The following is a 26,270-nucleotide window of genomic DNA, read 5'->3' on the forward strand; positions in this document are numbered from 1 at the left end:
GACCCGACGACCCCACGACACAACGACTCGACGATTCGACCGACCCCACGATTCGGCCGGTCGCCCGCGGCCCGTCGGCCTCAGCCCAAGACGCGGCCGCCGGCGAGGTGCACCGTCCGGTCGACGAGGCCCTCGGGCACGGCGACGTGCGAGATGAGCAGGACAGCCTGGTCGTCGCCGACGGCGGTCAGCAGGTCGGTGAGCAGAGCGTCCGAGGCATCCGGGTCGACCCCCGCCGTCGGTTCGTCGAGCACGAGCACGGGGAAGCCGTGGAGGAGCGCCCGCGCGAGCGAGATCCGCTGCGCCTGGCCGCCCGAGACGAGCGCGCCGCGTTCGCCGACGCGTGCCGAGAGCCCGCCGCGTTCGCGGAGCCACGGGCCGAGGCCGACGCGGTCGAGGGCCGCTTCGAGCTCGGCATCCGTCGCCGTGTCGCGGGCGAAGAGGAGGTTCTGCCGGATGTCCTCGTCGAAGAGCATCGGCTGCTGCTCGCAGAGCCCCACGGTGCGGCGCACGTCGTCCGGTGCGAGGGTCGTGACGTCCGCGCCGCCGACGGCGTAGGTGCCCGCGGGGGTGTCGAGGAATCGCACGAGCACGTGCGCGAGGGTCGTCTTGCCGGCGCCGCTCGTTCCGACGACGAGCACGCGCTCGCCGGGACGCACGTCGAGGTCGACGCCGCGGAGGGCGTCATCGTCGTCGTGGGGCCAGTGCGCACGTGCGCCCCGCAGCGCGAGGCCGGCGCTCGGCCCCGAGCCGAGCGCGGGCGCGGTGCCCGTGGGCGGCGGGGTCTCCTCCGACGGGATGCCGTCCGGCACCGTATCGGGCAGGGCGGAGGCGATCCGCTCGGCCGCGGCCCGCACCTGGCGCCACGACGCCGCAGCGGCGGGGACGGTCGCGAACACCTCGAACACCGCCATCGGAACGAGCACGGCGATCGCGAACTCCGGCCCACGGAGGGCCCCCTCGCCGACCGCCGGGCCCGCGACGAGGAGCGCGAGGATCGATGCGGCGCCGGCGAGCAGCGACACGACGGCCGCGGTGCCGGCCTGCGCCCCGGCGCGGCGGACGGCGGCGCGGCGGAGCGCCGCATCGGCCGTGCGGATGCGCCGGGCGCTCTCGTCCTGTGCGCCGTACGCGACGAGGACGTCGAGGCTCGCCAGGTGGTCGAGGACGGCGTCGGCGAGGCGGGCGCGCAGCGGGGCGATCGCCCGCTCGGCGCGCGACCCCGACGCCCACCCCCACGCCGTCGCGACGATCGCGGCGACGACGAGGCAGGCGAGCAGTGTGAGGCCGGCCGGCCACCACACGATCGAGACGAGGACGACGGCGCCGAGCGCGACGGCGACCGACGAGACGAGCGGCAGCACGACGCGCAGCGGCAGGTTCTGCAGTTCGTCGACGTCGTCGACGAGGGCGGCGAGCACCGACCCGCGGCGCGTCCTGCCCAGACCGTCGGGGGCGAGGGGGATGAGCCTTCGCACGAGGTCGGTGCGGGTCACGGCGAGCTGCCGGAGGGCGGCGTCGTGCGACGCGAGCCGCTCGGTGTAGCGGAAGGTCGCGCGGCTCAGCGCGAACGCGCGCACGCCGACGACCGCGACCGAGAGGTACATGACCGCGGGCTGCTCGCTCGCGCGCACGATGAGCCACGCGCTGCAGGCGAGGAGGGCGACGGCGGATGCCTCGGACAGGAACCCCGATGCCGCGCCCGGCCAGAAGCGTCGCAGGGACGGCATCGCACGGCGGAGGATGTCGTTCGCGGTCGTCATGAGACCACCTCCGCGGTGCGGGCGGAGAGCGTCACGACGCGGTCGGCGATCTCGCGGGCGGAGCGCCGGTGCGAGACGAGGACGACGGTGGCCCCGGCATCCGCGAGAGCGCGGACATTCGCCCACAGTGCGGCCTCGGTCTCGGCATCCAGCGCCGAGCTCGGCTCGTCGAGGGCGAGCACGGGCGCGAGGCCGCGCAGGTGCCGGTGGAACGCACGGGCGACGGCGACGCGCTGCGCCTGCCCGCCGGAAAGGCCCGAGCCCTGCACGCCGAGCTCGGCGGCCGGATCGAGATCGCCCGCCTGCGCGAGCTCGAGGGCCTGGACTGTCAGCGGGTGCGGGTGAGTGCCGGCGTCGGGGTCGGGGTCACCGAGACGGACGTTCTGCCCGATCGTCCCCGCGATGAGCCCCGGGTTCTGACCCGCCCACGCCAGCCACGACGCGGGGGAGAGCGTCGCCGCCTCGACGCCGTCGACGAGTGCGTTCCCCTCGTAGTCGGCGGCGCCGCGGAGTGCGGCCAGAAGGCTCGACTTGCCCGATCCGCTCGGCCCCTCGACGAGGGTCACGGTGCCGGGCTCGGCGGCGAAGGTCACGGGGGGCAGCAGCAGGTCGCCGCGCCGCACGCGCAAGTCGCGCACCTCGAGCCGGCGCGTCACGGGGGCAGGAGAAATCGTGGAGGCAGGACCGTAACCGGCCGCACCGTCCTGTGTCGGTGATATCTCCTGCGTCGGCGACGCCGCCCCGGCGCCGGACCCCGACGCCGCCGCCTCATCGAGGACGGCGAACACGTCGTCGGTCGCGGCGACGCCCTCGGCGGCGGCGTGGAACTGCACGCCGACCTGACGCAGGGGCAGGTACGCCTCCGGCGCGAGGAGCAGGACGAACAGGCCCACGGTGAGCGTCAGCGACCCCTCGAGCAGGCGGAAGCCGATCGAGACGGCGACGATCGCCACGGAGATGGATGCCAGCAGCTCCAGCGCGAACCCGGAGAGGAACGAGACCCGCAGCACGCGCATCGTCTCGCGCCGGTAGCTACGGGTGACCCGGTCGATCGAGTCGGCGGCGCGGTGCTGGCGGCCGAAGACCTTGAGCGTCGACAGGCCCTGCACGGTGTCGGCGAAGCGCGCCGCGAGGTGGCCGAGCGTCTTCCACTGCTTCTGCTGGACGCTCCGCGTCGCGAGACCGATGAGGATCATGAAGACGGGGATGAGCGGGAGCGTGAGGAGCACGGTGAGGCCTGAGATCCAGTCCTGCCACCACATCACGGCGAGGAGGACCGGCGTCGTGATGACCGTGAGCACGAGCTGCGGCAGGTAGCGGCCGAAGTAGGCATCCAGCGCTTCGAGTCCCCGCCCCGCCGTGATCGCGAGCTGCGCCGTGTTGCGGGACGCGAGCCATGCGGGGCCGAGGGCGTCGACGGCATCCACGAGCCTTTCGCGCAGCTGCACCTGCACGCGCGCCGCCGCCCGCGCCGACAGGGCCTCGCGCGCCCAGAGCAGGAGCGCGCGAAGCACCACGACGACGGCGAGGGCGATGAGGGTCTGCTGCAGCCGCGCCCACGGGACGCCGTCGATGACGCCGGTGATCGCCTGGGTCAGGAACCACGCGAACGCGATCACGACGAGCGTCTGCGCCGCGCCGATGAGGGCGATCGCGACGAAGAAGCCGCGGGAGGCGCGCGCGTAGCGCAGCAGGCGCGGGTCGACCGGGCGCGAGCGCGCGGGAGCCGGGTCGGATGCCATGCTTCGATCCTGCCTTACGAACGCCCCGCGAGCCCCTCGGGCGACGCGTCAGTGCACCTCGGCGGCAGCCCTCTCGATCGACGAGCGGCTGACGCGCTTGCGGAACACCCAGTAGGTCCAGCCCTGGTAGAGGAGGACGAGCGGCAGGAAGATGACCGCCGCCCACGTCATGATCGTGAGCGTGTAGTCGGAGCTCGACGCGTTCTCGATCGTGAGGCTGTACGCCGGGTCGGTCGTGGAGGGCATGACGTACGGGAAGAGTGCGAGCCACAGTGTCAGCACCGCGAACACGATCGTCACGGCTCCGGCGGCGAACGCCTTTCCGTCGCGGTCGATCCAGTTGAGGTACACCGACAGCAGCAGCGCCACGGCGGCGATCACGCCGCACGCGATCACGGCCCACAGGAGCGGCGCCTCGCGCCCGGCCGCGATGACGACCGTCCAGACGACGCAGCCGGCGGCGAGCACGACCGTCGGGATCGCGAGCTTCTTCGCGAGCGCCTGCGCGTCGTGATGGACCTGCCCGTCGGTCTTCAGTCCGACGAAGTAGACGCCGTGGAGGAAGAACAGGAACAGGGTCGTGAGGCCCACCCACAGTCCGTAGGGGTTCAGGAGCGTGAGGAGCGAGCCGGTGAACTCCTTGTTCTCGTCGATCGGCACACCCTGCACGATGTTGCCGACGGCGACGCCCCACAGGAGCGCGGGGACGACCGAGCCGATGACGATCATGATGTCGTAGCGGCGACGGGCGGCCGGGTCCTCGGTGCGGTGGCGGTACTCGAACGAGACGCCGCGGAGGATGAGGGCCAGCAGGATCAGCAGCAGCGCGAGGTAGAACCCGCTGAAGAGCGTCGCATACCACTCCGGGAACGCGGCGAACAGGCACGCGCCGGCGACGATCAGCCATGTCTCATTGAGGTCCCAGACGGGCCCGATCGTGTTGATCACCTGGCGGCGTGAGACGTCGTTCTTGCCGAGGAAGGGGAGCGACATGCCGACACCGAAGTCGAAGCCGTCGAGGACGAAGTAGCCGACGAACAGCACGCCGACGATGAAGAACCAGAGGTAGGCGAGATCCATGACCGGGCTCCTTAGTAGACCGTCGCGAATTGGTCGTCGAGTTCGGATGCCGAGTCATCCGGCGGCTCGATTCCTCCGGGCCCCTTCTGGGCGGCCTTCTTGATGAGCTTGAACTCGACCACCGCCAGGGCGGCGTAGATCGCGGTGAACGCGATGAGGGAGATCAGCACGTTCCACGCCGGGACGCTCGGCGAGACGCCGTCCTCGGTGAGCATGAGACCGAACACGATCCAGGGCTGACGGCCCATCTCGGTGAAGATCCAGCCGACGAGGCTGCCGAGCATGGGAAGCGGGGCCGACCAGATCGCGACGCGCCACGCCCAGTCGGGGACCGGCTTCGTGGCGTTCTTGCGGGTGAGCCAGAGGCCGACGATCGCGATGAGCACCGCGATACCGCCGAAGCCCATCATCCAGCGGAACGACCAGTAGGTGATCCAGATCGTGGGGGCGAAGTTCAGGCCCTCCGCCCCGAGCTGCGCGGCCCAGGCAGGCCACTGCTCGGAGTACTGGGCGTTGAGATCGTTGAGGCCCTCGACGCAGCCGTCGAAGGTCTGCGTCGAAAGGAACGACAGAAGATAGGGAACGCGCAGCGACCAGACCTCGCCCGTGCCGTCGGGTGTGCCGATCGAGAAGATCGAGAACGAGGCATCCCGCCCGCACGCCGTATCCCACAGGGCCTCGGCGGCGGCCATCTTCATCGGCTGCGTCGCGACCATCTGGAGGCCCAGCTGGTCGCCGGCGATGACGACGCCGACGAACGAGGCGATCATGAACCAGAGACCGAACTTCAGCGCGGGGCGCATCGTGTCGACGTGCTGGTGGCGGCGCAGGTGCCAGGCCGCGGTCGCGATGACGACGGCCGCAGCGAACATGAACGACGCGAACATGGTGTGCGGGAAGGTCGCGAGGGCGACGCGGTTCGTGAGGACGGCGAAGAAGTCGTTGAGCTCCGCGCGGCTGCCGTCGGCGGCCATCTGGTAGCCGACCGGGTTCTGCATCCAGGCGTTGGCGGCGAGGATGATGTAGGCCGAAAGGCTCGCCCCGATCCACGCCATCCAGATCGTCGCGAGGTGGATGCGGCGGGGTAGGCGCGTCCAGCCGAAGATCCACAGGCCCAGGAACGTCGCCTCGAGGAAGAACGCGAGCAGGCCCTCGAAGGCGAGCGGCGCGCCGAAGATGTCACCGACGAAGCGGGAGTACGACGACCAGTTCATGCCGAACTGGAACTCCTGCACGATGCCGGTCACGACGCCCATCGCGAAGTTGATGAGGAACATCCCGCCGAACAAGCGCGTCAACTGGAACCATTTGACGTCGCCCGTGCGGTGCCAGACGGTCTGGAAGATCGCGACGACCAGGCCCATGCCGAGGGTGAGCGGCACGAAGATGAAGTGGTACAGCGTCGTCAGGCCGAACTGCCAGCGGGCGAGCAGCAGCGGGTCCAAGAAGTCCATCTCGGTCCTCTCTCAGGGCCGGGCGCGGCGGCCCGGTCTTCCTTGTGACTGAAGGTACACAGGTTGCGCTCAGCGGCGAAGAGACCGGGCCGTGAATAAACCTCGCGCGCCCTCCTCGCGGTCAGGGCGTCTGCGAGGCGTGCAGCAGCTGCACGATGCACTCCCGCGGATCGCACGACGAGCGCATGCCGTCGACGGAGAGCGGGCCGTCGGCGGCGCTCAGCACGCTCTGCATGATGCCGAGGTGCACGCTGCAGAGGACTTCGCGGTGGGATGCCTGGGCCGACGCGTGCGCGCAGGGCGTGAGTTCGACCGTGAGTTCGTCCTCGTCCACCAGCGGGTCGAAGCCGGCGTCGACGAGGTCTTCGACGAGAGCGTCGATCTGGTGGAGGGCGCTCTGTTCCAAATCGGGCGCGGCACCCGGGATGACGCGGCGCATGAGGTCGCCGCGTTCGGCGGCGGCGCGGACGCGGCGGTGCTGGACGGCGCTGCGGGCGACGACTCCGTCCGTCGCGCTGTAGAGGACGCGGGGTCGGCCACGCGTCGTGCGGTTCTCGGTCTTCGACACGACGTAGCCGTCGTCGATGAGCCGTTGGAGGTGTTCGCGCACCGTGTTGGGGTGGAGCTTGGTCGCCGAGACGAGTTCGGAGACGGTGCGCTCGGGGCGATCCTGCACGAGGTGGAGGATCTCGACGCGTGAGTAGTTGGAGATGGCGCTGTAGCCCGCCGGGCGACCTGTGGTCATACCACTATTATTCACGGCCTCGGCCCTCTCCGCCAGCGCCGCGCCGAATCTCTTCGGCGGAGGCACCGCGCGGGCGCGACGCGGTGCGGCGAGCGTGGCGCCGCAGATCGTTCCGCATCCGTTCACCCGGCGTGTGCCGCGCGTTCGCCCGGGCTCGGCACTCTCTCCGGGAACCCCCGCTCCGCCGCGCCGTCGGGCGCCGACCCCCCGGGAAACCACATGCTCTCCGTCGCTTCGCGCGCGCGCCTGCTCGCCGCCACCGCCCTCTCCATCGCCGTCGCCGCCGTCGCGGCCGCCGCCGTCGTCGTTCCCGCGCAGGCGGCGACCGAGACCGTCGTGATCAACGAGGTGGAAAGCAGCGGTCCGGACTGGATCGAACTCACTAACACCGGAACGGATGCCGTCGACATCTCCGGCTGGATCGTCAAGGACGACAAGGACGAGCGCACCGACGCGGTTCCCGCCGGAACGGTGCTCGCCCCGGGCGCGTACTACGTCTTCGGGGGGCCCGACATGACCTTCGGCCTTGGCAAGGCCGACGCCGCGCGCCTGTTCCGTCCAGGCGGGGGCCTCGTCGACACCTTCACGTGGACGACCGAGGCCGCGACGACCTACGGCCGCTGCGCGGACGGCGTCGGCGCATTCACGGTGACCGCCGCCCCGACGCCGGGCGCGAGCAACGCGTGCGCGACCCCGACGGCCACGCCGACCGCGACCTCGAGCCCTGCTCCGACGCCGAGCTCCTCGCCCGGGGTGCCGCTCCCGCCGGCGGGCGCGCTCGTCGTCAACGAGATCGAGTCGAACGGCGACGACACCGACTGGTTCGAGCTGTACAACACGACGGAGGCGCCGATCGACGTCTCGGGCTTCGTCGTCAAGGACGACGACGACAGTCGCACCGATCGGCTCCCGGAGGGATCGGTGGTACCTGCCCGCGGCATCCTGCTGGTCGATCAGAAGACCGCGACCCAGCCCGGGTTCGACTTCGGACTCGGCAACGCCGACCGGGTGCGCGTGTTCGCGCCCGAGGTGGCGACGCTCGTCGCCCAGGCCTCGTGGACCGAGCACGCGCCCGGGACGAGCTACGGGCTCTGCCCCGACGGCGTCGGTGAGCTCCGGATCACGAGCACGACGACGAAAGGCGCCCCCAACGACTGCTCACTGCCCGTGCGCATCAACGAGGTCGAATCGAACGGCGGCACGCCGGGCGACTGGATCGAGCTCGTCAACCGCTCGGCGTCGGAGGTCTCGGTCGCGGGCCTCGTCGTGACCGATTCGGAGGTTGCCGGTCACCGCTACACGATCCCCGCAGGTACGACGATCGCCGCGCAGGGCCGCCTCGTGCTCGACGAGTCCGCCTTCGGATTCGGCCTCGGCGGCACGGATGCCGTGCACCTCTTCGACGCGGACGGGGAGACCGAGCTCGACGCGACGTCGTGGGCGGGGCACGCCGCGACGACCTGGGGTCGGTGCCCCGACGGTACGGGAGCCTTCGCGGTCACCGCCGAGTCGACCAAGGGTGCGCCGAACCGTTGCGCCGGAGAGACGGTCGTCGAGGCGTGGCCGGGCGGCGCCGACGTCACGGTGCTCGATGAGGAGGGGACCTTCGCCGGCGATCTGTCGGGACTGGACTGGGCCGACGGGGGACTGTGGGCGGTCGAGAACGGCAACGGCATCCTGTATCGCCTCACGGGCGAACGGCTCGCGCCGTCGTCGTCCTGGACCCTCCGCTACCCCGACGGCACCGGGCGTGTCGACGCGGAGGGCGTGACCGCGGTCGGGTCCAACGTGTACGTCTCGAGTGAGCGGAACAACGCGCAGGGCTCCGTCAGCCGGCCGTCGGTGCTGCGGTACACGCCGGTCGCTTCCGGCGGTGACCCGCTCGCCGCCGATGCCGAGTGGAACCTCGCCGCCGACTTCCCGGGGCTTGGGGCGAACGCGGGGCTCGAGGGCATCACCTGGGTGCCGGATGCCTTCCTCACGGAGCAGGGGTTCCTCGACCAGCGGACGGCGACCGCGTACGACCCCGCCCGCTACCCGGGGCACGGCGACGGCCTCTTCTTCGTCGGCGTCGAGGGCACCGCGAAGGTCTACGCCTACGCGCTCCAGGAAAGCGGCGCCTTCGCGCGGGTCGCGACGGTCGACACTCCCTTCGCGCTCGTGGCCGACGTGCAGTTCGACCGCGGCCTGCTCTGGGTCGCGTGCGACGAGGCGTGCGACGGTCGCACCGCGACGTACGAGATCGGCCCCGACGGCGCCTTCGCCGCAACGCACGTGTACGCGCGGCCGGCGAACGCCCCGAACGTCGCGAACGAGGGCTTCGCGATCGGTGCCGCCTGCGCGGACGGGGTCGCGCGGACGTTCTACGCCGACGATGCCGACACCGACGGGTTCTCGCTCCGGTCGGGAACGCTCGCGTGCACGGCGGGCGCGGAGCCGGAGCCCGAGCCGACCGTTTCGCCGGAGCCGACCGTTTCGCCGGAGCCGACCGTTTCGCCGGAGCCGACCGTTTCGCCGACTCTTCCCGCGACGGGCGGTGCGCCGTCCGCAGCGGAGCTGGTCGATGATGTCCGCGGCGGGCTCGTCGGGCCGGCTTCGGTCGCGGCGGGCGGCACGGTGACCCTCACCGTCCCGCGCGCGGCACCCGGACAGGCAGTGCACGGCTGGCTGTTCTCGACGCCCACCGACCTCGGCGCCGCGACCGCATCGGACTCGGGGACGGTGGCGCTCATGATCCCCGCGTCCACTCCCGCCGGGCTGCACCGCATCGCCGTGACGGATGCCGCCGGTGCGGTGCTCGGGTGGACCGAGCTCGAGGTCACGGCACCGCACGGCGCCGCATCCACGGGTTCGGCTGGTTCGACGGGTCTCGCGGCCACGGGTGGCGACGGTCACGTGGCGGGCATCCTCGCGATCGCCGGGGTGCTGCTGCTGGCGGTGGGCGCGGGATTCGCGCGCCGAGCGCGGCGCGGCTGAGCGGTGGGGCACCGGCCGGCGGCGGCAGAGAACCGTCGTCGGGCCGGCGCGCGCCTCAGCCGGTGACGGTATAGCGGCGCTGGATGCCGGCGGTCCCGCGCCCCCAGGCGCTCGCCGCCGCGCGCTCTTGATGCGCGGCGAGAGCGTCGCGATCGCGGAATCGCTCGTTCACCGTCCACTCGAACGGGCTCGCGGGCAGGACGTCGAAGGCCAGGCATCCCGGCTCGGCGCGGGTGAGCGCGATGTGCTCGGGCAGGAGCTCGCGCACCCGCGCCGCCTCGGCGTCATCGGCGCACACGAGAACACCCTCCAGCGAGACCGCGGCGACATCACCCATGGCTCCAGCGTGGCACGCCCCGCATGCCATGGTCACGCGATCCGCGTGTTCCGTGTTCAGTCTCCGCGCCATTCAGTCTCAGCGCCGTGCCCGCACGCCGCGGCGTCACGCCTCGGTGTTCGGCTTCCACCCGAGCGCGGGTGCGACGTGCTGCGCGAACGACTCCACGATGTGCAGATTGAAGGCGACCCCGAGCTGCGAGGGGATCGTCAGCATGAGCGTGTCGGCGCTCATGACCGCGGCATCCTGCTGCAGCTGCTCGATGAGGACGTCGGGCGACGCCGCATAGGTCTTGCCGAAGGTGGAGCGGAGGCCGTCGATGTAGCCGATGCCGTCGCCCTCCTGGCTGTGCCCGAAGTACAGCTCGTCCTGGGCGGTCGTGATCGGGAAGACCGAACGGCTCACCGAGACGCGCGGGGTGCCGGGGTGCCCAGCCTCCTTCCACGCGGCGCGGAAGCGGTCGATCTGCTCGGCCTGCAGGATGTCGAAGGGGCGGCCGTCGGCCTCGGTGACGAGGGTCGACGACATGAGGTTGAGACCTGTGCGTCCGGCCCATTCGGCGGTGTCGCGGGAGCCGGCGCCCCACCAGATGCGGTCGCGGAGGCCCGGCGACTGGGGCTCGATGCGCTGCAGACCGGTGCCGCCGCCGAACGGCGAGTTCGGGTCGCGCTCGGCGATGCCCTCGCCGCCGATCGCGCGCCAGAAGAGATCGAAGTGCTCGCGGGCGAGATCCGCACCGCGCGGGTCGTTGCCGCCGGTGTAGCCGAACTTCTCGTAGCCGCGCACGACCGTCTCGGGTGAGCCGCGGCTCACGCCGAGAGCGAGCCGGCCGTCGGAGATGAGGTCGACAGCGGCGGCCTCTTCGGCGAGGTAGAGCGGGTTCTCGTAGCGCATGTCGATGACGCCGGTGCCCATCTCGATGCGCTTCGTCGTCGCGGCGATCGCGGCGAGCAGCGGCATGGGGGATGCCTGCTGGCGCGCGAAGTGGTGCACGCGGTAGAAGATGCCGTTGGCGCCCAGGTCGTCCATGCCCTGCGCGAGGTCGATCGCCTGCTTCAGCGAGTCGCCCGCCGTGAGCTGCTGCCCGTTGCCGAGCGGTCCGTAGTGTCCGAACGAGAGGGTTCCGAAGCGTTGCATGATGGCTGCAACGCTACGCCGTCGGAGTGTATTCCGCTGAATGGATGCCGGGATGCGCGCTCCTCCCTCTGCCCGCGCCGCACCTCCCGCCCCCGCCCCTTCTCCCGCGCCTCCCTACCGCCGCACCTCCCGCCCCCGCCCCTTCTCCCGCGCCTCTTCTCCCGCGAGACCGCGTGTTCGCGACGAGACCGCTGGAACTTTCGCGGGGTCTCGTCGCGAAAAGCGGGTCTCGCGGGAAGGAAGAGGGGGTCGGGGGAGGGAGGAGGAGGGAGGAGGAGGGGGCCGGGGTGTCTCGCAGCGGGTCAGAGGCCGTCGCGGACGGAGCGGACGAAACCCTCGACCGACTCGCGCATCGCGGTGATGCGCGCCGCGCGGGCGGCCTCGCGATCGAAGCCGGTGTAGGCGAGCGGCGGGAGCTTGCGGGCGTTGACGTTGCACTGGAACCGGTCGCAGACGAGCGTGCCGACGGTGTCGCCGCGGCGCCCGGCATCGCCCGTGCGCTTCGCAGTGAACAGGAGCACGTCGTTCGGCAGCTGGACGTCGTTGCACCACGAGCACTGCGCGCGCGTGCGCGGCTTCGACTCGGCCTGGCGGAGGAGAAGTCCCGTCGGTTCGCCGTCGAGTTCGACGACGACGTAGCCCACGAGGGCGAGCTTGCGGTCGCGGGCGCCGTAGAAGTCCACGGCATCCCACGCCGTGTCGGCGAAATCCTCGGGGAGGGTGAGGTGCGAGCGTTCGGACTTGGTGACGTTGATGAGGCTGGCGCGGATCTGCGCCTCGGTGAGAGCGTGCATGAGGTCCCTTTCGGGGAATCGTGAGGGTGAGGATGCCGCGGAGTCCGGGTCGGTGACGGCCGCGGCTCAGAGGGGCGCCCGGTCTGCGGGCGCGACGAGCGGGGCGCCGTCCACCTGTGTGCTGCGGTCGCGGCGCCGGGGCGGCGTCATCTCTCGACGGCGGAGGATCCGCCGACGACCTCCCCTCGGCCACGCGGGCTGCTCACGATGTTCACGCCTCCAGGGTACGCCCGCCGCCCCGAGTGTCGGCGGGGCGTGCTTGGATCGGAGCATGACCCGCATCGGACACAGTGAGCTCGACGTCTTCCCCCTCGCCCTCGGTGGCAACGTGTTCGGCTGGACGGCCGACCGCGACGAATCGTTCGCGATCCTCGACGCGTTCCACGCCGGCGGCGGCAACTTCATCGACACGGCGGACTCCTACAGTGCGTGGGTCGACGGCCACGAAGGCGGGGAGAGCGAGCGCATCATCGGCGCGTGGCTCGCCGACCGGAGGCCCGACGGCGTCGTCGTCGCGACGAAGGTGAGCCAGCACCCGCAGTTCCGCGGTCTCGGAGCGGCGAACGTGCGCGCGGCCGCCGAGGCATCGCTCGAGCGCCTCGGCGTCGAGTCGATCGACCTCTACTACGCGCACTTCGACGATCCCGAGACGCCGCTCGAAGAGACCGTCGCCGCGTTCGGCCAGCTGGTCTCCGACGGGCTCGTGCGGGACACGGCGGTGTCGAACTACTCGGCCGACCGCATTCGCGAGTGGGTGCGCATCGCGCGCGAGCTGGGCGTGCCCGAGCCTGTCGCGATCCAGCCGCACTACAACCTCGTGCACCGCGAGACCGAGACCGACATCGTGCCCGTCGCCGAGGAATACGGCATGAGCCTCGTGCCGTACTTCGCGCTCGCCAAGGGGTTCCTGACGGGCAAGTACCGCTCGACGGATGCCGATGCCGACGGCCACACCTCGCCGCGGGCCGAGGCGGCGGCGAGGTACGCGACGCCGCAGGGGCTGCAGATTCTCGAGGTGCTTGAGCGTGTGGGCGACGCGCATGGCGTGTCGATGGCCTCGGCGGCGCTCGCGTGGCTGCGCGCGAAGCCGACCGTTGCGGCTCCCATCGCGTCGGCGTCGAAGGTCTCGCAGGTCGCCGACCTGCTCGCCGGGGCGACCACCGACCTCACCGCCGACGAGGTCGCCGAGCTCGACGCCGTCTCGGAGTGGACGCCCGCCGACATGTGACACCGCACGGGCGCGGCGATCAGACGCAGCAGGACAGGATGGACGCATGCCCGACGCCTACACCCACGGCCACCACGACAGCGTCCTGCGCTCGCACCGATGGCGCACGGCCGAGAACTCCGCCGCCTACCTGCTGCCCGAGCTCGCCCCGGGGACGTCCGTGCTCGACGTCGGCGCCGGCCCCGGCACGATCACGCTCGACATCGCGGCGCGGGTCGCGCCGGGCGCGGTCCTCGGGGTGGATGCCTCCGCCGATGTCATCGCGCAGGCGGATGCCGACCGCGTCGCCGCCGCGGTGAAGAACCCCGCGCTGGAGAACCTGACCTATGCGGTCGACGACGCGTACGCGCTGGACTCTCCCGACGACACGTGGGACGTCGTGCACGCTCATCAGGTGCTCCAGCACCTCGCGCGACCCGTCGATGCGCTGCGGGAGTTTCGCCGCGTCGTGAAGCCGGGCGGCGTCGTTGCGGCGCGCGACGTCGACTACGAGGGCGTCATCTGGTGGCCGCGCCTCCCCGCGCTCGACGAGTGGATCACCGTGTACCTCGCCGCGCATCGCGCGACGAGCGGCGAACCCGCCGCGGGCCGCGAGCTGAAGGCGTGGGCGCGGGCGGCCGGCTTCACCGACGTGCGCTCATCGGCATCCCTCTGGCTCTACGAGACCCCCGAGGACCGGGCGTGGTGGGGCGGCATGTGGGCCGATCGCGCGCTGCACTCGTCCTTCGCCGAGACCGTCGTCTCCCGCGGCATCGCCGACCGTCCGGCGCTCGAGCGGATCAGCGCGGGGTGGCGCGAGTGGGCCGAGAACCCCGACGGGTGGATCCTCCTGCCGCACGGAGAAATTCTCGCCCGCGGCTGAGCCGCGAGGGGAAATTCTCGCCCGCGGCTGAGCCGCGAGGGGAGATTCTCGCCCGCGGCTGACGCGTCGCCCGTCAGGACTCGCGCGGCGCGAGTCGTTCGATGCCCGCGAGGAACGTGTCGAGATCGAACGCGAACTGGGCCGCGCCGAAGTTGTCGACGCGCGCGTCGACGAGGCTCCGCAGGGCCGGGTATCCCGCGCGCTCGACGGCGAGCGCGGCGCGCAGGTCCTCGATCTGCGGATGCCCTCCCGACCGGCTGCCGGTGACGGCATCCTGCGCGAAGCCGCGGCAGATCGTGACGAGCAGGTGCATCGCGCGGCTGACGGTGACGGTGTCGAATCCTGCGGCGAGCATCCGCTCGGCGATCACCTCCGCGGGCTCCGCGATGACGAGGTCGCGGGGATTCGTGAAGCGGAAGTAGGGGAGCCACTGCCCGATGTCGACGAGGCTCCGCCACAGGCTCTCGGCGTAGGCGCGGCAGGCATCCTGCCACGTCGTGCCGAGGTCCCGGTCGTCGAGGTCGACGCGGCGGCGGAACGCGTCGATGGCGAGCAACTCGAGGAGGCTCTCGCGGTCGGTGACGTGGTGGTTCAGCGCCTTGCGGTCGACGCCGAGCGCCGTGGCGACGCCCTGCATCGTGAGGGCGTCGGGATCGATTCCGCGGGCCGCCCCGAGGATCACCTCGAGGTCGAGGCCGGCCCGTGCGCCGCGGCCGCGACGGGAGGGAGCCTTCGGAGTGGACACGTCTCGACTCTAGTCTCGCGCGTGCGTTATTTCCCGCAGGGGAATAAGATTTCCCTAGCGGGAATTGCACCGGACGAACGATCCGGGTGCACCCCGCGCCCGCTCACGAAGGAGATCGAGACATGTCGGAGAAGACACCCCTCACCGCGTCCAGCACCATCGGCGCCTGGCTCGACAGCGAGAACGGCGGTCCGCTCGTCCGCGGACTGCTGGCCGCGTCCGGCGCCTCGGAGGAGATCCTCGCGCCGCTGCGCGGTCTGCCTCTGCAGCAGCTCGTCGCGCTCAGCCAGGGCCAGACGCCCCAGTCGGTCGTCGACGACCTCGTCCTGAAGGCGAACGACGGCGTCATGCCCACTGACACCGGCGACGCGGGCTGGGTCGAACAGGTCACCCCCGGCCGCTTCACCGGAAAGACCGTCATCGTCACCGGAGCTGCGAGCGGCATCGGTCGCGCCACCGCGGCGCGCATCGCCCGAGAGGGCGGCCGCGTCATCGCCGTCGACGTGTCGGCCGAGAAGCTCGGCAGTCTCGAGGAGGCGCTCCCGGACGCCGACATCGTGACGGTCACCGGTGACATCACGAGCCAGGAGTCGGTCGACGCGATCGCCGCCGCCGCGGGGGAGCGCATCGACGGTCTGGCCAACGTCGCCGGGATCAACGACGACTTCTCGCCGCTCCACGAGACGACGGATGCCATGTGGGAGCGCGTCATGGCGGTGAACGTCACCGGGGCGTTCAAGCTCACCCGAGCCGTGCTCCCGGCCATGATGGCGGCCGGTCGCGGATCGATCGTCAACATCACATCCGAGGCGGGTCTGCGCGGCTCGGCGTCGGGCAACGCCTACACGACGTCGAAGCACGCCGTCATCGGTATGACCCGCTCGGCGGCGTTCATGTACGGACCGCAGGGCATCCGCGTCAACGCCGTCGCGCCCGGAGGGGTCGCCACCGGCATCCCCTTCCCGCCGCACGTGTCGGAGGCAGGGCAGGCGCGCCTGCAGCCGTTCCAGGCGTCGATCCCGACGCTCGCGACGGCGGAGCAGCTGGCGGCATCCATCACATTCCTGCTCTCCGACGACGGGGTCAACCTCAACGGCGTCATCCTGCCGAGCGACGGCGGGTGGTCGGTGCAGTAACCGCTGCGGTGGCCGCAGCCGCCGGGTCGCCGAGGTCGCCGACACGCACCATCTCGTGCGTGTCGGCGGCCCGGCGTAGCCTTCGGTCATGACCGACGACGCCGTCCACGACCTCAGCCGTGACGAGGCCCGGCGGCTCGTCGTGCGCGCGCAGCTGCTCGATGCGGAGCGCCCGGGCGACGTCGTCGAAGTGGCCGAGCAGCTCGGCTCGATCAAGATCGACCCCACCGCGGTCATCGCCCCCTCGGAGCAGACGATCGCGTGGAGCCGGATCGGCTGGGCCTACGAGCCGGGGCAGCTGCGGAAGGCCGTGGAGCAGGACCGGCTGCTGTTCGAGTACGACGGGCACTTCCATGCGGCATCCCTCCTGCCCGCGCTCCTCGCGCGCATGCGCGGGCGGGTCTTCCGCGCGCGGGCCGCGGGGTGGATGGAGGCGAACGCCCGCTTTCGCGCCGACGTGCTCGCGCGCCTGCGCGCGGAGGGACCGATGCTCGCGGCGCAGATCCCCGACACCAGTCAGGTCGCGCATGGTGACGAGGGCGGCTGGTACGGCTCGAATCAGGTGCCGATGATGCTCGATCTCCTCTCGTATCTCGGCGAGGTCGGGATCGTCGGGCGTGAGGGTCGTCAGCGCATCTGGGACATCGGCGAGCGCGTCTTCGCGGGCGTGCCCGAGCGCGACTACGACGAGGCCGGTGCCGAGCTCGACGCGCGGCGCCTGCAAGCGGCGGGCCTCGCGCGGCAGAAGTCGCCGTGGACGCCCATCGGCGACGCCGGGGAGCCCGCGCGGGTGGAAGGATCGGACTGGAAGTGGCGCGTCGACCCCGCCGCGCTCGAGACGCTCCACGACGATCCCGGCGGTCGCGTCGCGATCCTGAACCCCTACGACGGCATGCTGTTCGATCGACCGCGGCTGAAGGAGCTGTTCGACTTCGAGTACATCCTCGAGCAGTTCAAACCCAAAGCGCAGCGCGTCTACGGCTACTTCGCGCATCCGATCCTGGTCGGCGACCGGTTCGTGGGCCTTCTCGACGCGGCGCTCGACAAAAAGAAGGAGAATCTCGTCGTCACCGCGGTGCACGAACTCGACCTGACCGCGCCCCTCGACCCCGAGGAACGCGAGATGGTGGATGCCGAACTCCGCGATCTCGCCGAGTGGGTGGGGGTGCCGCTCGTCTTCGCGGGCGAGCGGTGACCGGGCCAGCGGTGCGGGCGGTGACCGGGCCAGCGGTGACGCGGGCGAGCGGTGACCGGGCCGCCGGTGCCGCTCAGTTGCGTTCGTCGCCCTGTGGGGCGAGAGCGAGTTCCACCTGTTCGGCGGTCGTGAGGCGCGCGCGCGTGATGATCTCGTGGATGAACGCGAGCTTGCGCTGCACCGGCGGGGTGATCGTGAAGGGGTACAGGTCGGCGAGCCCCATCGACCGGTTCACCCGGTTGAACGCCTGCGAGAGCGCAGCCCAATCGCTGAGTGTCCGTCCGACCGACTGATCGCCGTAGTCCTCGCGCGGTTCGACATCGGTGTCGCGGAGGGTCGACGCGCCCGCCTCGAGGTGGATGCCGATCGCCGCCGCCGTCTGCAGCGTCCCGACGATGTGCAGGTAGTGGGCGAAGGTCTCGGCGAAGTCCTCCCACGGGTGCATCGTCGCGTACTCCGAGATGAACGCGTCCGACCAGTTCTGCGGCGCGCCGAACTCGTAGTGCCGGTTCAGGGCGTCGCGGTAGCTCTCGCGCTCGTCGCCGAACAGCTCGCGGCAGCGCGACCACGTGGCGTCGTCGGTGATGAGCACGTTCTGGAAGTAGTGCCCCGCCTCGTGGCGGAGGTGCCCGAGGACGGTGCGGTACGGCTCACCGAGCTTGACGCGCACCGCCTCGCGGACATCGTCGAGGCTCTCGGCCAGATCGGTCGTGATGATGCCGTTCGCGTGCCCGATCGTCACCTTCTCACCGTCGGAGCGGCTCGACAGCAGATCGAACCCCAGGCCGCCCGGCTTCTGGTACCAGCCCTCGATCGGCGGACCCAGGTCCCCGATCTGCAGGACGAGCCGGCGCTTGGCCTCTTCGACCGTGGCGAGCTTCTCGAGCGCGATGGTGTCGTCCGCGTCGGGGCGCCGCCGTGTCAGCCGGCACGAGGAGCAGCGCCCCGCGGGCGCGTCTTCACGCACGAGCCAGTTGCACCCCCAGTCGCGTTCCGAGCAGGTGAACCACGTCACGCCGTCGACGACCGTGCGGCCCGCGTGCACCGCCTCGAAGACGCGCTCGATCACCTGGAGCCCCATCTCCGTCCCGCACGCGGGGCAGACGAGGGTGTCGAGGTAGACGAAGCGGCGGCACGAGGGGCAGCGCGGGGTGGTGCTCACCTGATCACCGTACTGCGGCGGTGCACGTCCGCCGCGCGCGTAATACGACGACACGCGATCCGCGTCGGGGTGCCTCCGGGCGCGACGATGGAACCCACAGGCGCGGAAGGGGCGACGATGGCACGGCGGGGATTCACGACACGGCAGGTGCACGAGCGTGCGGCATCCGCCTCTCCGAGCGCGCGGGCGACGCCGATCTACCTCACCGCGGGGTTCGAGTTCGACGAGTACGACGACGCCGCCGCGCACTTCGGCGAGGGCCGCGGCTACGCGTACACCCGTGTCGCGAACCCCACGATCGACGCCGTCGAGCACACCCTCGCCGCCCTCGAAGGCGGCTCGCAGGCGCTCCTGCTCGCGAGCGGCCAGGCGGCGACGGCCGTCGTGCTCCTCGCCCTCGTCGAGACGGGCGGACACATCGTGTCCTCGACCCACGTGTACGAGGGCACACGCGGGCTCTTCCGCGACAATCTCGCGCGCCTGGGCATCGAGACGACGTTCGTCGACGACATCGACGATGCGGATGCCTGGGAGGCGGCGATCCGGCCCGAGACGCGCGCCGTGTTCGCCGAATCGATCTCGAACGCCGCCAACCGGCTCATCGACATCGGCGCGGTCGCCGAGGTCGCGCACCGCCACGGCATCCCGCTCGTGATCGACAACACGTTCGCGACGCCCTACCTCGTGCGCCCGCTCGAGCACGGGGCGGATGTCGTCGTGCATTCGGCGAGCAAGTTCCTCGCCGGCCACGGGTCGGTGCTCGGCGGCGCGATCGTGGACAACGGCCGCTTCGATGCCGAGAGGTCGGGTGCGCTCTTCCCGCACCTCGTCGCGCCGGGGCGCCTCGGCGAGCCGAGCATCGCCGAACGCGTCGGCGGTGACGCGCGCATCGCCTACGCCCGTGAGAGCGTCGCTCTGCGGTTCGGGACGACACCGTCGCCGCTCAACGCCTTCCTCATCGGGCAGGGGATCGAGACCCTGAGCCTGCGCGTCGCGCGCCAGAGCGCCAACGCGCTCGCCGTCGCCCAGTGGCTCGACGATAGGCCCGAGATCGCGTCGGTCGACTACGTCGGACTGCCGTCCCACCCCGACCACGCGCTCGGTGCGGCGCTGCTGCCCGACGGCTTCGGCTCGGTGTTCACGTTCACCGTCCGTGGCGGGGCCGAGGCCGCGCGGCGGCTCATCGAGTCCGTCGACGTGTTCACGCACATGACGCACCTCGGGGACGTCCGGTCGCTGATCCTGCACCCGGCATCCACGTCGCACGTCGCGCTCACGGGCGCCGAGCGACGCGCGGTCGGGGTGGAGCCGGGCACGATCCGCATCTCGGTGGGCATCGAGGACGCTCCGGACCTCATCGACGATCTCGCCCGCGCGCTCGCCGTCGCCGCCGAGCCGGTCGACGAGGTCGACGTCGCGGTGGTCGCGTGAGCGGGGCCGCCCGGCCCCAGCATTTCGGATGGTTCCTCGCGCGGGGCTTCGGGCCGCACGGGTGGGGGCATCCGTACCTCGACTGGGACTACGACTGGACGCGCCCCGACCTGTATCAGCAGTCGGCGCGTGAGCTCGAACAGGCCGGGTTCGACTTCGTCCTGATCGAGGATGCCCCCTCCCTCGGCTCGGCCGAGACGATCGATCTGCGGGTGCGGCACGCGTTCGGCGGACCCAAGCACGACCCGCTGCTGCTCGCGCCCTACCTCTTCCAGGCGACGCGGCACCTCGGCGTCATCCCGACCGTGAACCCGGCGGCCTTCCTGCCGTACACGGCGGCACGGCAGTTCGCGACACTGCAGCACCTGAGCGCCGACCGCCTGGGCCTCAACGTCGTCACCGACGCGGGGAGCGCGCGGCACTTCTCCGCCGAGAGCCCGCTCGGACACGACGCCGCCTACGACCGGGCCGAGGAGTGGCTGGGCGCCCTTCGCTCCCTCTGGCACTCCTGGGGCGAGGGTGCGCTCGTCCGCGACGCAGAGGCCGGCGTGTACGCCGACGGCACGAGGCTGGATGCCGTGCACCACCGCGGCGAGCACTACGCGTTCGACGGGCCGTTGAACGCGATCCCGTTCGACCGCGGCGACCCGGTGATCGCATCGCCGGGCGGATCGGGGAGGGGGCTCGCGTTCGCGGGCACCAACTCCGACATCCAGCTCGCCCTGTCGCCTCTCGACGAGGCGAGCGTCCGAGCGTACCGGGCGAAGATCCACGCGGCGGCGATCGCGCGCGGACGCACGCCCGACGACGTCACGATCATGTTCGCGATCCAGCCGGTGATCGTGTCGTCGCTGGAGGAGGCCGACCGGCTGGTCGCGGCATCCGCCCGCCCCTCGGACGACGTTCTGCGGACGATCGCGCAGCGGCAATCGAGCGACCTCGAGACCGACCTGACGACGCTCGACCTCGATGCCCCGCTTCCCGAGGGGCTCTTCGCCGAGCATGTGTCGCAGGGGTCGCTGCGCCGCCTCGTCGGAGACCGCGACGCGGCGACCGCACCCCTGCGCGCCCACCTGACCGCGCTCGCGCGGCTCGGTCGGATCACCGACCGGTCGGGCTTCGTGGGCACGGCGGAGGAGTTCGCCGACCTCATCGAAGAGCTCGGAACGTGGGGGAACGACGGGGTGCTCCTCTGGGGCGACCTGCACCCGGTCACGGTGCACCGGACGCTCGACGAGCTCGTGCCGGTGCTGCGACGCCGCGGCATCCTGCGCCGCGACTACACCGGGCAGGGCCTGCGCGCCGACCTCCGCGCCTTCTGAGCCTCGCGCTCGCGCCGTCTCCGGCTCTGCTCGCGAATCACCGCCGCTTTCCCGTGTCACCGCCGCTTTCGCGCGCATTCGGTGGTGATTCGAGAATCGGGCGGTGATTCGCGAGGGGTGCGCGGGGGAGGGCGGACGCGACGCGGCCCCGACGCGTGAGCGCCGGGGCCGCGGGGGTCGCAGGAGAGCGAGAAGAAGGTCAGCCGGCCAGGCCGTTGTCCTTCAGCCACTGCGTCGCGAGGGCCTTCGCGGACTTCTGGTCCTCGGTCGACTGGACGTTGAGGGCGACAAGACCCTCGGGCGTCAGCTTCGCGCTGACCTCGTTCAGAACTCCCGAGACCTTGTCGGCGACGTCGGAGCTGACGATCGGGACGACGTTGGATGCCAGGAACAGGCTCTCCGGGTCTTCGAGGGTGACGAGGCCCTGCGTCTGGATGCGCGGGTCGGCGGAGTAGACGTTCGCGACCTGGATGTTGCCTGCGACGAGCTCGTCGACGGTCGTGTCCGCGGTGGCCGAGAAGGTCACGTCGACCCCGTACTTCTCCTTCAGACCCTTGGGGCCGTAGGGGCGCTCCTCGAGCTCCGTTGCGCCGCCGAGGACGAGCGGCGAGATGCCCTTGAGGTCGCCGATGCTCTTCAGGTCGTGCTCGTCGGCGAATGCCTTGGTCACGTTGTACGAGTCCTGATCGGTCGCCGACGCGAAGTCGAGGGCCGTGAGACCGTCGGGGAGTGCGTCCTGGAGCGCCGCGAACACGTCGTCGGGAGAGGTCGCGGTCGTGTCGGGCTCGAAGAACTGCAGCAGGTTGCCGGTGTACTCGGGGAACACCTGGATCGAGCCGTCTTCGAGCGACGGGATGTACGCGTCGCGCTGGCCGATGCGGAACTGGCGGTCGACGGTGAACCCGTCGGCTTCGAGCGCCTGCGCGTAGAGCTCGGCGATGATCTCGTTCGAGTAGTAGTCCTGGCTGCCGACGACGATCGTGTCGGATGCCGGGGACTCGCTCGACCCCCCGTCGTCCAGGGGATCGCCGCCCGACGAGCAGCCGGCGAGGGCGAGCGCGGAGACGGTGACGGCGCCGAGCGCGAGCGCGAGGCGGGTGCGGGCGGTGCCGCGGGTTCGTGTGCGGGACATGACGTGCCTTTCGTGGATGCTGTGCGGAAATGGTTCGGAACGGAACGGGTGGCGGATGGGTCAGGAGGACGGCAACGCGGACGCGCCGGCGGCGGTGCGGATGGGGGCGGTGCGCGTCCGGCGGAGGCCGGCGCGTTCGTCGGGCTCCGACGTCCCTCTCGACCGGGCGCGCACGCCGCGCGGTACGACGAGCCGTTGCACGAGGGCGAACAGCCCGTCGAGGAGGAGTGCCAGCACGACGACGACGATCGAGGCGCCGAGCACCTGGTCGAAGCGGCGCAACGGAATGCCCTGCAGGATGAAGAAGCCGACGCCGCCCAGGCCGATGTACGCCGCGATCGTCACGGTCGCGACGACCTGGATCGCGGCGGAGCGCAGGCCCGCGATCAGGAGGGGGAGCCCGAGCGGCACCTCGATGCGCCAGAGGATCTGCCACTCCGTCATCCCGACCGCGCGGCCCGCGCCGATGACGGATCGGTCGATCGCCTCGAACCCGGCGTAGGCCCCCGCGAGGATCGACGGGATCGCGAGGACGACGAAGGCGACCATCGCAGCTTCCGTCTTGTAGAGAACGCCGATGATCAGATACAGCAGGATGACGAGGCCGAGGGTGGGGATCGCGCGCGCGGCACCGGAGAGCGCGACGGCGAACTCGCGGCCGCGGCCGGTGTGGCCGATCGCCCACCCCGCCGGGATGGCGATGATCGCGGCGATCGCGACGGCGGCGAACGTGAAGGCGAGGTGTTGGCCGATCGCGGCGGGCAGGGGCAGCGATCCGGTGAGCCGGTCAGGGGAGAAGATCCACGCGAGCGCGTCGAGGAAGAGGTTCATGCGGCACCCTCCGTGACGAGGCGGCGGACGGCCCGGCGCTCCGCGCGACGGCTCGAGCGGCGCTCCTGCCAGGGCATGAGCAGACGCCCGGCGACGACGAGGAGGACGTCCACGATCAGCGCGATGAGGACCACGGCGATGACGCCCGAGAACACCTCGGGGAGGATCCGCCGCTGGAACCCGTCGGTGAACAGATAGCCGAGGTTCTGCACGCCGATCAGGGCGCCGACCGTGACGAGCGAGATGGTCGAGGTCGCGGTCACCCGGAGGCCGGCGAGCAGCACGGGGCCGGCGAGAGGGAGATCGACCATCCAGAACCGTCGCCACGGGCCGTAGCCGATCGCGACGGCGGCTTCGCGCGTCGCGGGTTCGACCGAGCCGAGCCCGTCGGTGACCGAGCGGGTCATGATCGCGACGGCGTAGATCGTGAGGGCGACGATCAGGGTCGTCTCCGATTGGAACTTCAGCCCGAAGGCGGCCGCGACGATCGCGAACAGCCCGAACGAGGGGATCGTGTACAACAGGCCCACGGTCGTGAGGATCGTGCCGCGCAGCTTCGTGTAGCGGAACGCGACCCACCCGATCGGCAACGCGATGAGGAAGCCCAGCGCGATCGGGATGACGCTCTGTCGGACGTGGGGGATCGTCAGCCGCCAGATGAGGTCGAGGTTGTCGAGCACCCAGCTCACGGCGCCGCTCCCTCCCGAGCCGCATCCGAACCGGCATCCGCACGACCGGTACCCGCACGAGCCGCGTCGGCATCCAGGGCCCCGGCATCCGCGAGCACGCCCTGCGTGCGCCCCGCGGCGTCGACGAGCACCGTGCCGCGGGCCGTCCGCTTCGTGTGCAGCTCGCGCGCGCCGCGCTCGACGCCGATGAAGTCGGCGACGAACGCGCTCGCGGGGTTCTCGATGATCTCGCTCGGCGACCCGACCTGCGCGATCTTCGCGCCCTTCTCGAGGATGACGACCTGGTCGCCGAGCAGGAACGCCTCGTCGATGTCATGGGTGACGAAGACGACCGTCTTGTCGAGGTCGCGCTGGAGGCGGATCGTCTCGGTCTGCAGCTCGCGCCGGACGATCGGGTCGACCGCGCCGAACGGCTCGTCCATGAGGAGGATGTTGGGGTCGGCGGCGAGCCCACGCGCCACGCCGACGCGCTGCTGCTGGCCCCCCGAGAGCTGGCGCGGGTAGCGGTCGGCCAGCGAGCGGTCGAGCCCGACGACGTCGAGGAGCTCGAGCGCGCGCTCACGCGCCTTCTTCTTCGGCGTCCCGTTCAGGATCGGCACGGTGGCGACGTTGTCGACGACGCTCACGTGGGGGAGGAGGCCCGCGCTCTGCATGACGTAGCCGATGCCGCGGCGGAGCTTCACCGGGTCGCGCTCCTGGATGTTCTCGTCGTCGATCGTGATCTCGCCGCTCGTCGGGTCGATGAGTCGGTTGATCATCCGGAGGAGCGTCGTCTTGCCGCACCCCGACGAGCCCGCGAAGACCGTGGTCTTGTGGGCGGGCAGCACGAGGCTGAAGTCGTTCACGGCGACGGTGCCGTCGGGGAAGCGCTTCGTGACGGAGCGGAATTCGATCGCCATGCATCCTCCGGGTCGGGTGACCTACACAATCACATGGATCCGACATCCGTGCAGGGGGGTGGCACGAACCGTCACACTCGGGTAGACGTGGCACATGGCCGAACCACAGCAGACGCACCCGCAGCAGGCGCAGGCGGATGCCGCCGACTACGACCTCATCGTCATCGGCGCGGGCCCCGTGGGTGAGAATCTCGCCGACCGAGCCGTGCGCGGCGGGCTGACCGCCGCGATCGTCGAGAGCGAGCTCGTCGGAGGCGAATGCTCGTATTGGGCCTGCATGCCGTCCAAGACCCTCCTGCGCCCCGGGTCGGTCCTGCGCGCAGCGCGCGTCGTCCCGGGCGCGGCGGCGGCGGTCGGCGGGGGCGTCGACGTCGGTGCGACGCTCGCCTCGCGCGACGCGATCGTCCACGAGTGGAACGACGACGGTCAGATCGACTGGCTGCGCGACGCCGGCATCGACCTCGTGCGGGGGCACGGGCGCCTCGACGGCGAGAAGACGGTGCGCGTCGAGGCATCCGACGGCACCGAGCGCGTGCTCCGGGCGCGGCACGCGGTGGCGATCTGCACCGGGTCGGCAGCGCTTCTGCCCGACGTGCCGGGCCTTGCCGACGTCGATCCGTGGACGAGTCGGGAGGCCACCTCTGTCCATGAGGTGCCGTCGTCGCTCGCGATCCTCGGCGGGGGCGTCGTCGCGTCCGAGATGGCGACGGCGTTCGCCTCGCTCGGCTCGAGCGTGACGATGATCGTCCGCTCGCACCTGCTCGGGACGGTCGAGCCGTTCGCGGCCGACGCCGTCGCGCAGTCGCTCGAAGACGCGGGGGTGGACCTCCGCCGCGGCGTCGAGATCGCGCAGGCGACGCGCGACGGGGCGCTGGTGACCCTCACGCTGACCGATGGATCGACGGTGCAGGCGGTCGAGCTGCTCATCGCGACGGGGCGCGTGCCGCGCACCGGCGACGTGGGGCTGTCGAGCATCGGCCTCGAGGACGGGGCGTGGCTCGACGTCGACGACACCCTGCGGGTCGCGGGCACCGATTGGCTCTACGCCGCGGGCGACGTGACGCACCGCGCTCTTCTCACCCACCAGGGCAAGTACCAGGCACGAGCCGCGGGCGACGTCATCGCGGCGCGGGCGACGGGAGCCCCCGTCGACGACGCCCCCTGGGGCGCACACGTCGCGACCGCCGACCACCGGGCCGTGCCGCAGGTGGTCTTCACCGAGCCGCAGGTCGCCGCGGTCGGCCTGACCGCGCAGAAGGCGAAGGATGCCGGACTCCGCACGCGCACCCTCGAGGTCGACCTCGGTCAGCTCGCCGGCGCGGCGACGCGTGCCCGGGGCTACCGCGGGACGGCCCAGGCGATCGTCGACGAAGACCGCGGCGTGATCGTCGGCGCGACGCTCGTCGGGGACGACGTCGGCGAGCTGCTCCACGCGGTGACGATCGCCGTCGTCGGGGAGGTGCCGATCGATCGGCTCTGGCATGCGGTGCCGTCGTATCCGACGCTCAGCGAACTGTGGCTGCGCTGGCTCGAGGACTACGGGAGGCCGACGCCGTGATCTGCCCGTGGATGCGGTCGACGGTCGGCATCATGACGGGTCCCGCTCCGGG

Annotated in this window: 22 protein-coding genes; 8 read left to right on the plus strand and 14 right to left on the minus strand. The window is 71.5% G+C overall.

Going from position 1 to position 26,270, the window contains the following annotated elements:
* Positions 1-80: 80 nt before the first annotated feature.
* From cydC to ACRVYW_RS07195, 5 genes are all read right to left on the minus strand, one after another.
* Positions 81-1,763: a thiol reductant ABC exporter subunit CydC gene (gene cydC, locus ACRVYW_RS07175; protein WP_431803095.1), complete on the minus strand. Its 1,683-nt coding sequence runs from the start codon at positions 1,761-1,763 to the stop codon at positions 81-83.
* Complete coding sequence (gene cydD / locus ACRVYW_RS07180) at positions 1,760-3,505, minus strand: thiol reductant ABC exporter subunit CydD (RefSeq protein ID WP_431803097.1); 1,746 nt, start codon at positions 3,503-3,505, stop codon at positions 1,760-1,762. The genes cydC and cydD overlap by 4 nt, the downstream gene beginning before the upstream one ends.
* 48 nt (positions 3,506-3,553) lie before the next feature.
* On the minus strand, positions 3,554-4,585 hold the full coding sequence (gene cydB / locus ACRVYW_RS07185; protein WP_431803099.1) for a cytochrome d ubiquinol oxidase subunit II: 1,032 nt from the start codon (positions 4,583-4,585) through the stop codon (positions 3,554-3,556).
* Positions 4,586-4,596: 11 nt separating this feature from the next.
* Positions 4,597-6,039, minus strand: a complete 1,443-nt coding sequence (locus ACRVYW_RS07190; protein WP_431803101.1) for a cytochrome ubiquinol oxidase subunit I — start codon at positions 6,037-6,039, stop codon at positions 4,597-4,599.
* Between the two features lie 121 nt (positions 6,040-6,160).
* Positions 6,161-6,784 (minus strand): helix-turn-helix transcriptional regulator, encoded by a 624-nt coding sequence (locus ACRVYW_RS07195; RefSeq protein WP_431803103.1) that lies wholly within the window; start codon positions 6,782-6,784, stop codon positions 6,161-6,163.
* 219 nt (positions 6,785-7,003) lie between these two features.
* On the opposite strand from ACRVYW_RS07195, the gene ACRVYW_RS07200 reads away from it, so the two are divergent.
* The gene (locus tag ACRVYW_RS07200; RefSeq protein ID WP_431803105.1) at positions 7,004-9,760 is read left to right on the plus strand and encodes a lamin tail domain-containing protein; all 2,757 of its coding nucleotides are present in this window, start codon (positions 7,004-7,006) and stop codon (positions 9,758-9,760) included.
* 55 nt (positions 9,761-9,815) lie between these two features.
* On the opposite strand, the gene ACRVYW_RS07205 is transcribed toward ACRVYW_RS07200, so the two are convergent.
* The 3 genes from ACRVYW_RS07205 to ACRVYW_RS07215 form a co-directional block, all read right to left on the minus strand.
* Positions 9,816-10,097, minus strand: a complete 282-nt coding sequence (locus ACRVYW_RS07205; protein WP_431803107.1) for a putative quinol monooxygenase — start codon at positions 10,095-10,097, stop codon at positions 9,816-9,818.
* 105 nt (positions 10,098-10,202) lie between these two features.
* On the minus strand, positions 10,203-11,234 hold the full coding sequence (locus ACRVYW_RS07210) for an LLM class flavin-dependent oxidoreductase (protein ID WP_431803109.1): 1,032 nt from the start codon (positions 11,232-11,234) through the stop codon (positions 10,203-10,205).
* A 302-nt stretch (positions 11,235-11,536) separates the two neighbouring features.
* Positions 11,537-12,028: an FBP domain-containing protein gene (locus tag ACRVYW_RS07215; RefSeq protein ID WP_431803111.1), complete on the minus strand. Its 492-nt coding sequence runs from the start codon at positions 12,026-12,028 to the stop codon at positions 11,537-11,539.
* A gap of 271 nt (positions 12,029-12,299) precedes the next feature.
* Here ACRVYW_RS07215 and ACRVYW_RS07220 point away from each other — a divergent pair, with 271 nt between their 5' ends.
* Together ACRVYW_RS07220 and ACRVYW_RS07225 are read left to right on the plus strand one after the other, a co-directional pair.
* Positions 12,300-13,256, plus strand: coding sequence for an aldo/keto reductase (locus ACRVYW_RS07220; RefSeq protein WP_431803113.1), 957 nt, complete (start codon positions 12,300-12,302; stop codon positions 13,254-13,256).
* Between the two features lie 46 nt (positions 13,257-13,302).
* Positions 13,303-14,118 (plus strand): methyltransferase domain-containing protein, encoded by an 816-nt coding sequence (locus tag ACRVYW_RS07225; RefSeq protein WP_431803115.1) that lies wholly within the window; start codon positions 13,303-13,305, stop codon positions 14,116-14,118.
* Positions 14,119-14,191: 73 nt separating this feature from the next.
* Here the strand turns inward: ACRVYW_RS07225 and ACRVYW_RS07230 are convergent, their stop codons facing one another.
* Positions 14,192-14,863: a TetR/AcrR family transcriptional regulator C-terminal domain-containing protein gene (locus ACRVYW_RS07230; protein WP_431803117.1), complete on the minus strand. Its 672-nt coding sequence runs from the start codon at positions 14,861-14,863 to the stop codon at positions 14,192-14,194.
* A 122-nt stretch (positions 14,864-14,985) separates the two neighbouring features.
* On the opposite strand from ACRVYW_RS07230, the gene ACRVYW_RS07235 reads away from it, so the two are divergent.
* Positions 14,986-15,999, plus strand: a complete 1,014-nt coding sequence (locus ACRVYW_RS07235; RefSeq protein WP_431803119.1) for an SDR family NAD(P)-dependent oxidoreductase — start codon at positions 14,986-14,988, stop codon at positions 15,997-15,999.
* Positions 16,000-16,087: 88 nt separating this feature from the next.
* The gene (locus ACRVYW_RS07240; RefSeq protein ID WP_431803121.1) at positions 16,088-17,194 is read left to right on the plus strand and encodes a DNA glycosylase AlkZ-like family protein; all 1,107 of its coding nucleotides are present in this window, start codon (positions 16,088-16,090) and stop codon (positions 17,192-17,194) included.
* Positions 17,195-17,267: 73 nt separating this feature from the next.
* Here ACRVYW_RS07240 and ACRVYW_RS07245 read toward each other — a convergent pair whose 3' ends face one another.
* Entirely contained in the window at positions 17,268-18,356 is a 1,089-nt protein-coding gene (locus tag ACRVYW_RS07245; RefSeq protein WP_431803123.1) for a zinc-binding metallopeptidase family protein, read from the minus strand.
* Between the two features lie 117 nt (positions 18,357-18,473).
* Between ACRVYW_RS07245 and ACRVYW_RS07250 the strand changes: the two genes are divergently transcribed.
* Complete coding sequence (locus ACRVYW_RS07250; RefSeq protein WP_431803125.1) at positions 18,474-19,787, plus strand: O-acetylhomoserine aminocarboxypropyltransferase/cysteine synthase family protein; 1,314 nt, start codon at positions 18,474-18,476, stop codon at positions 19,785-19,787.
* On the plus strand, positions 19,784-21,109 hold the full coding sequence (locus ACRVYW_RS07255) for an LLM class flavin-dependent oxidoreductase (protein ID WP_431803127.1): 1,326 nt from the start codon (positions 19,784-19,786) through the stop codon (positions 21,107-21,109). The genes ACRVYW_RS07250 and ACRVYW_RS07255 overlap by 4 nt, the downstream gene beginning before the upstream one ends.
* Positions 21,110-21,308: 199 nt before the next feature.
* On the opposite strand, the gene ACRVYW_RS07260 is transcribed toward ACRVYW_RS07255, so the two are convergent.
* Genes ACRVYW_RS07260 through ACRVYW_RS07275 form a run of 4 tightly spaced genes read right to left on the minus strand, consistent with a single transcriptional unit; the run spans position 21,309 to position 24,660 of the window.
* Entirely contained in the window at positions 21,309-22,241 is a 933-nt protein-coding gene (locus ACRVYW_RS07260) for a glycine betaine ABC transporter substrate-binding protein (protein ID WP_431803129.1), read from the minus strand.
* 60 nt (positions 22,242-22,301) lie between these two features.
* Entirely contained in the window at positions 22,302-23,072 is a 771-nt protein-coding gene (locus ACRVYW_RS07265; RefSeq protein ID WP_431803131.1) for an ABC transporter permease, read from the minus strand.
* Positions 23,069-23,761 carry an ABC transporter permease gene (locus tag ACRVYW_RS07270; protein WP_431803133.1) on the minus strand — a complete coding sequence of 231 codons (693 nt, stop codon included), beginning with the start codon at positions 23,759-23,761 and terminating at the stop codon, positions 23,069-23,071. Before ACRVYW_RS07270 ends, ACRVYW_RS07265 begins: the two co-directional genes overlap by 4 nt.
* Complete coding sequence (locus ACRVYW_RS07275) at positions 23,758-24,660, minus strand: ABC transporter ATP-binding protein (protein WP_431803135.1); 903 nt, start codon at positions 24,658-24,660, stop codon at positions 23,758-23,760. Before ACRVYW_RS07275 ends, ACRVYW_RS07270 begins: the two co-directional genes overlap by 4 nt.
* Positions 24,661-24,754: 94 nt before the next feature.
* Between ACRVYW_RS07275 and ACRVYW_RS07280 the strand changes: the two genes are divergently transcribed.
* Positions 24,755-26,218: a dihydrolipoyl dehydrogenase family protein gene (locus ACRVYW_RS07280; protein ID WP_431803137.1), complete on the plus strand. Its 1,464-nt coding sequence runs from the start codon at positions 24,755-24,757 to the stop codon at positions 26,216-26,218.
* Positions 26,219-26,270 lie beyond the last annotated feature (52 nt).

The sequence above is a fragment of the Microbacterium sp. bgisy203 genome (assembly GCF_965345155.1).
GTDB lineage: Bacteria > Actinomycetota > Actinomycetes > Actinomycetales > Microbacteriaceae > Microbacterium.

What these genes read in the sequence shown, in the direction of transcription:
- cydC (WP_431803095.1), bottom strand. Translation starts at nt 1,763, where the DNA reads ATGACGACCGCGAACGACATCCTCCGCCGTGCGATGCCGTCCCTGCGA.
- cydD (WP_431803097.1), bottom strand. Translation starts at nt 3,505, where the DNA reads ATGGCATCCGACCCGGCTCCCGCGCGCTCGCGCCCGGTCGACCCGCGC.
- cydB (WP_431803099.1), bottom strand. Translation starts at nt 4,585, where the DNA reads ATGGATCTCGCCTACCTCTGGTTCTTCATCGTCGGCGTGCTGTTCGTC.
- ACRVYW_RS07190 (WP_431803101.1), bottom strand. Translation starts at nt 6,039, where the DNA reads ATGGACTTCTTGGACCCGCTGCTGCTCGCCCGCTGGCAGTTCGGCCTG.
- ACRVYW_RS07195 (WP_431803103.1), bottom strand. Translation starts at nt 6,784, where the DNA reads ATGACCACAGGTCGCCCGGCGGGCTACAGCGCCATCTCCAACTACTCA.
- ACRVYW_RS07200 (WP_431803105.1), top strand. Translation starts at nt 7,004, where the DNA reads ATGCTCTCCGTCGCTTCGCGCGCGCGCCTGCTCGCCGCCACCGCCCTC.
- ACRVYW_RS07205 (WP_431803107.1), bottom strand. Translation starts at nt 10,097, where the DNA reads ATGGGTGATGTCGCCGCGGTCTCGCTGGAGGGTGTTCTCGTGTGCGCC.
- ACRVYW_RS07210 (WP_431803109.1), bottom strand. Translation starts at nt 11,234, where the DNA reads ATGCAACGCTTCGGAACCCTCTCGTTCGGACACTACGGACCGCTCGGC.
- ACRVYW_RS07215 (WP_431803111.1), bottom strand. Translation starts at nt 12,028, where the DNA reads ATGCACGCTCTCACCGAGGCGCAGATCCGCGCCAGCCTCATCAACGTC.
- ACRVYW_RS07220 (WP_431803113.1), top strand. Translation starts at nt 12,300, where the DNA reads ATGACCCGCATCGGACACAGTGAGCTCGACGTCTTCCCCCTCGCCCTC.
- ACRVYW_RS07225 (WP_431803115.1), top strand. Translation starts at nt 13,303, where the DNA reads ATGCCCGACGCCTACACCCACGGCCACCACGACAGCGTCCTGCGCTCG.
- ACRVYW_RS07235 (WP_431803119.1), top strand. Translation starts at nt 14,986, where the DNA reads ATGTCGGAGAAGACACCCCTCACCGCGTCCAGCACCATCGGCGCCTGG.
- ACRVYW_RS07240 (WP_431803121.1), top strand. Translation starts at nt 16,088, where the DNA reads ATGACCGACGACGCCGTCCACGACCTCAGCCGTGACGAGGCCCGGCGG.
- ACRVYW_RS07250 (WP_431803125.1), top strand. Translation starts at nt 18,474, where the DNA reads ATGGCACGGCGGGGATTCACGACACGGCAGGTGCACGAGCGTGCGGCA.
- ACRVYW_RS07260 (WP_431803129.1), bottom strand. Translation starts at nt 22,241, where the DNA reads ATGTCCCGCACACGAACCCGCGGCACCGCCCGCACCCGCCTCGCGCTC.
- ACRVYW_RS07265 (WP_431803131.1), bottom strand. Translation starts at nt 23,072, where the DNA reads ATGAACCTCTTCCTCGACGCGCTCGCGTGGATCTTCTCCCCTGACCGG.
- ACRVYW_RS07275 (WP_431803135.1), bottom strand. Translation starts at nt 24,660, where the DNA reads ATGGCGATCGAATTCCGCTCCGTCACGAAGCGCTTCCCCGACGGCACC.
- ACRVYW_RS07280 (WP_431803137.1), top strand. Translation starts at nt 24,755, where the DNA reads ATGGCCGAACCACAGCAGACGCACCCGCAGCAGGCGCAGGCGGATGCC.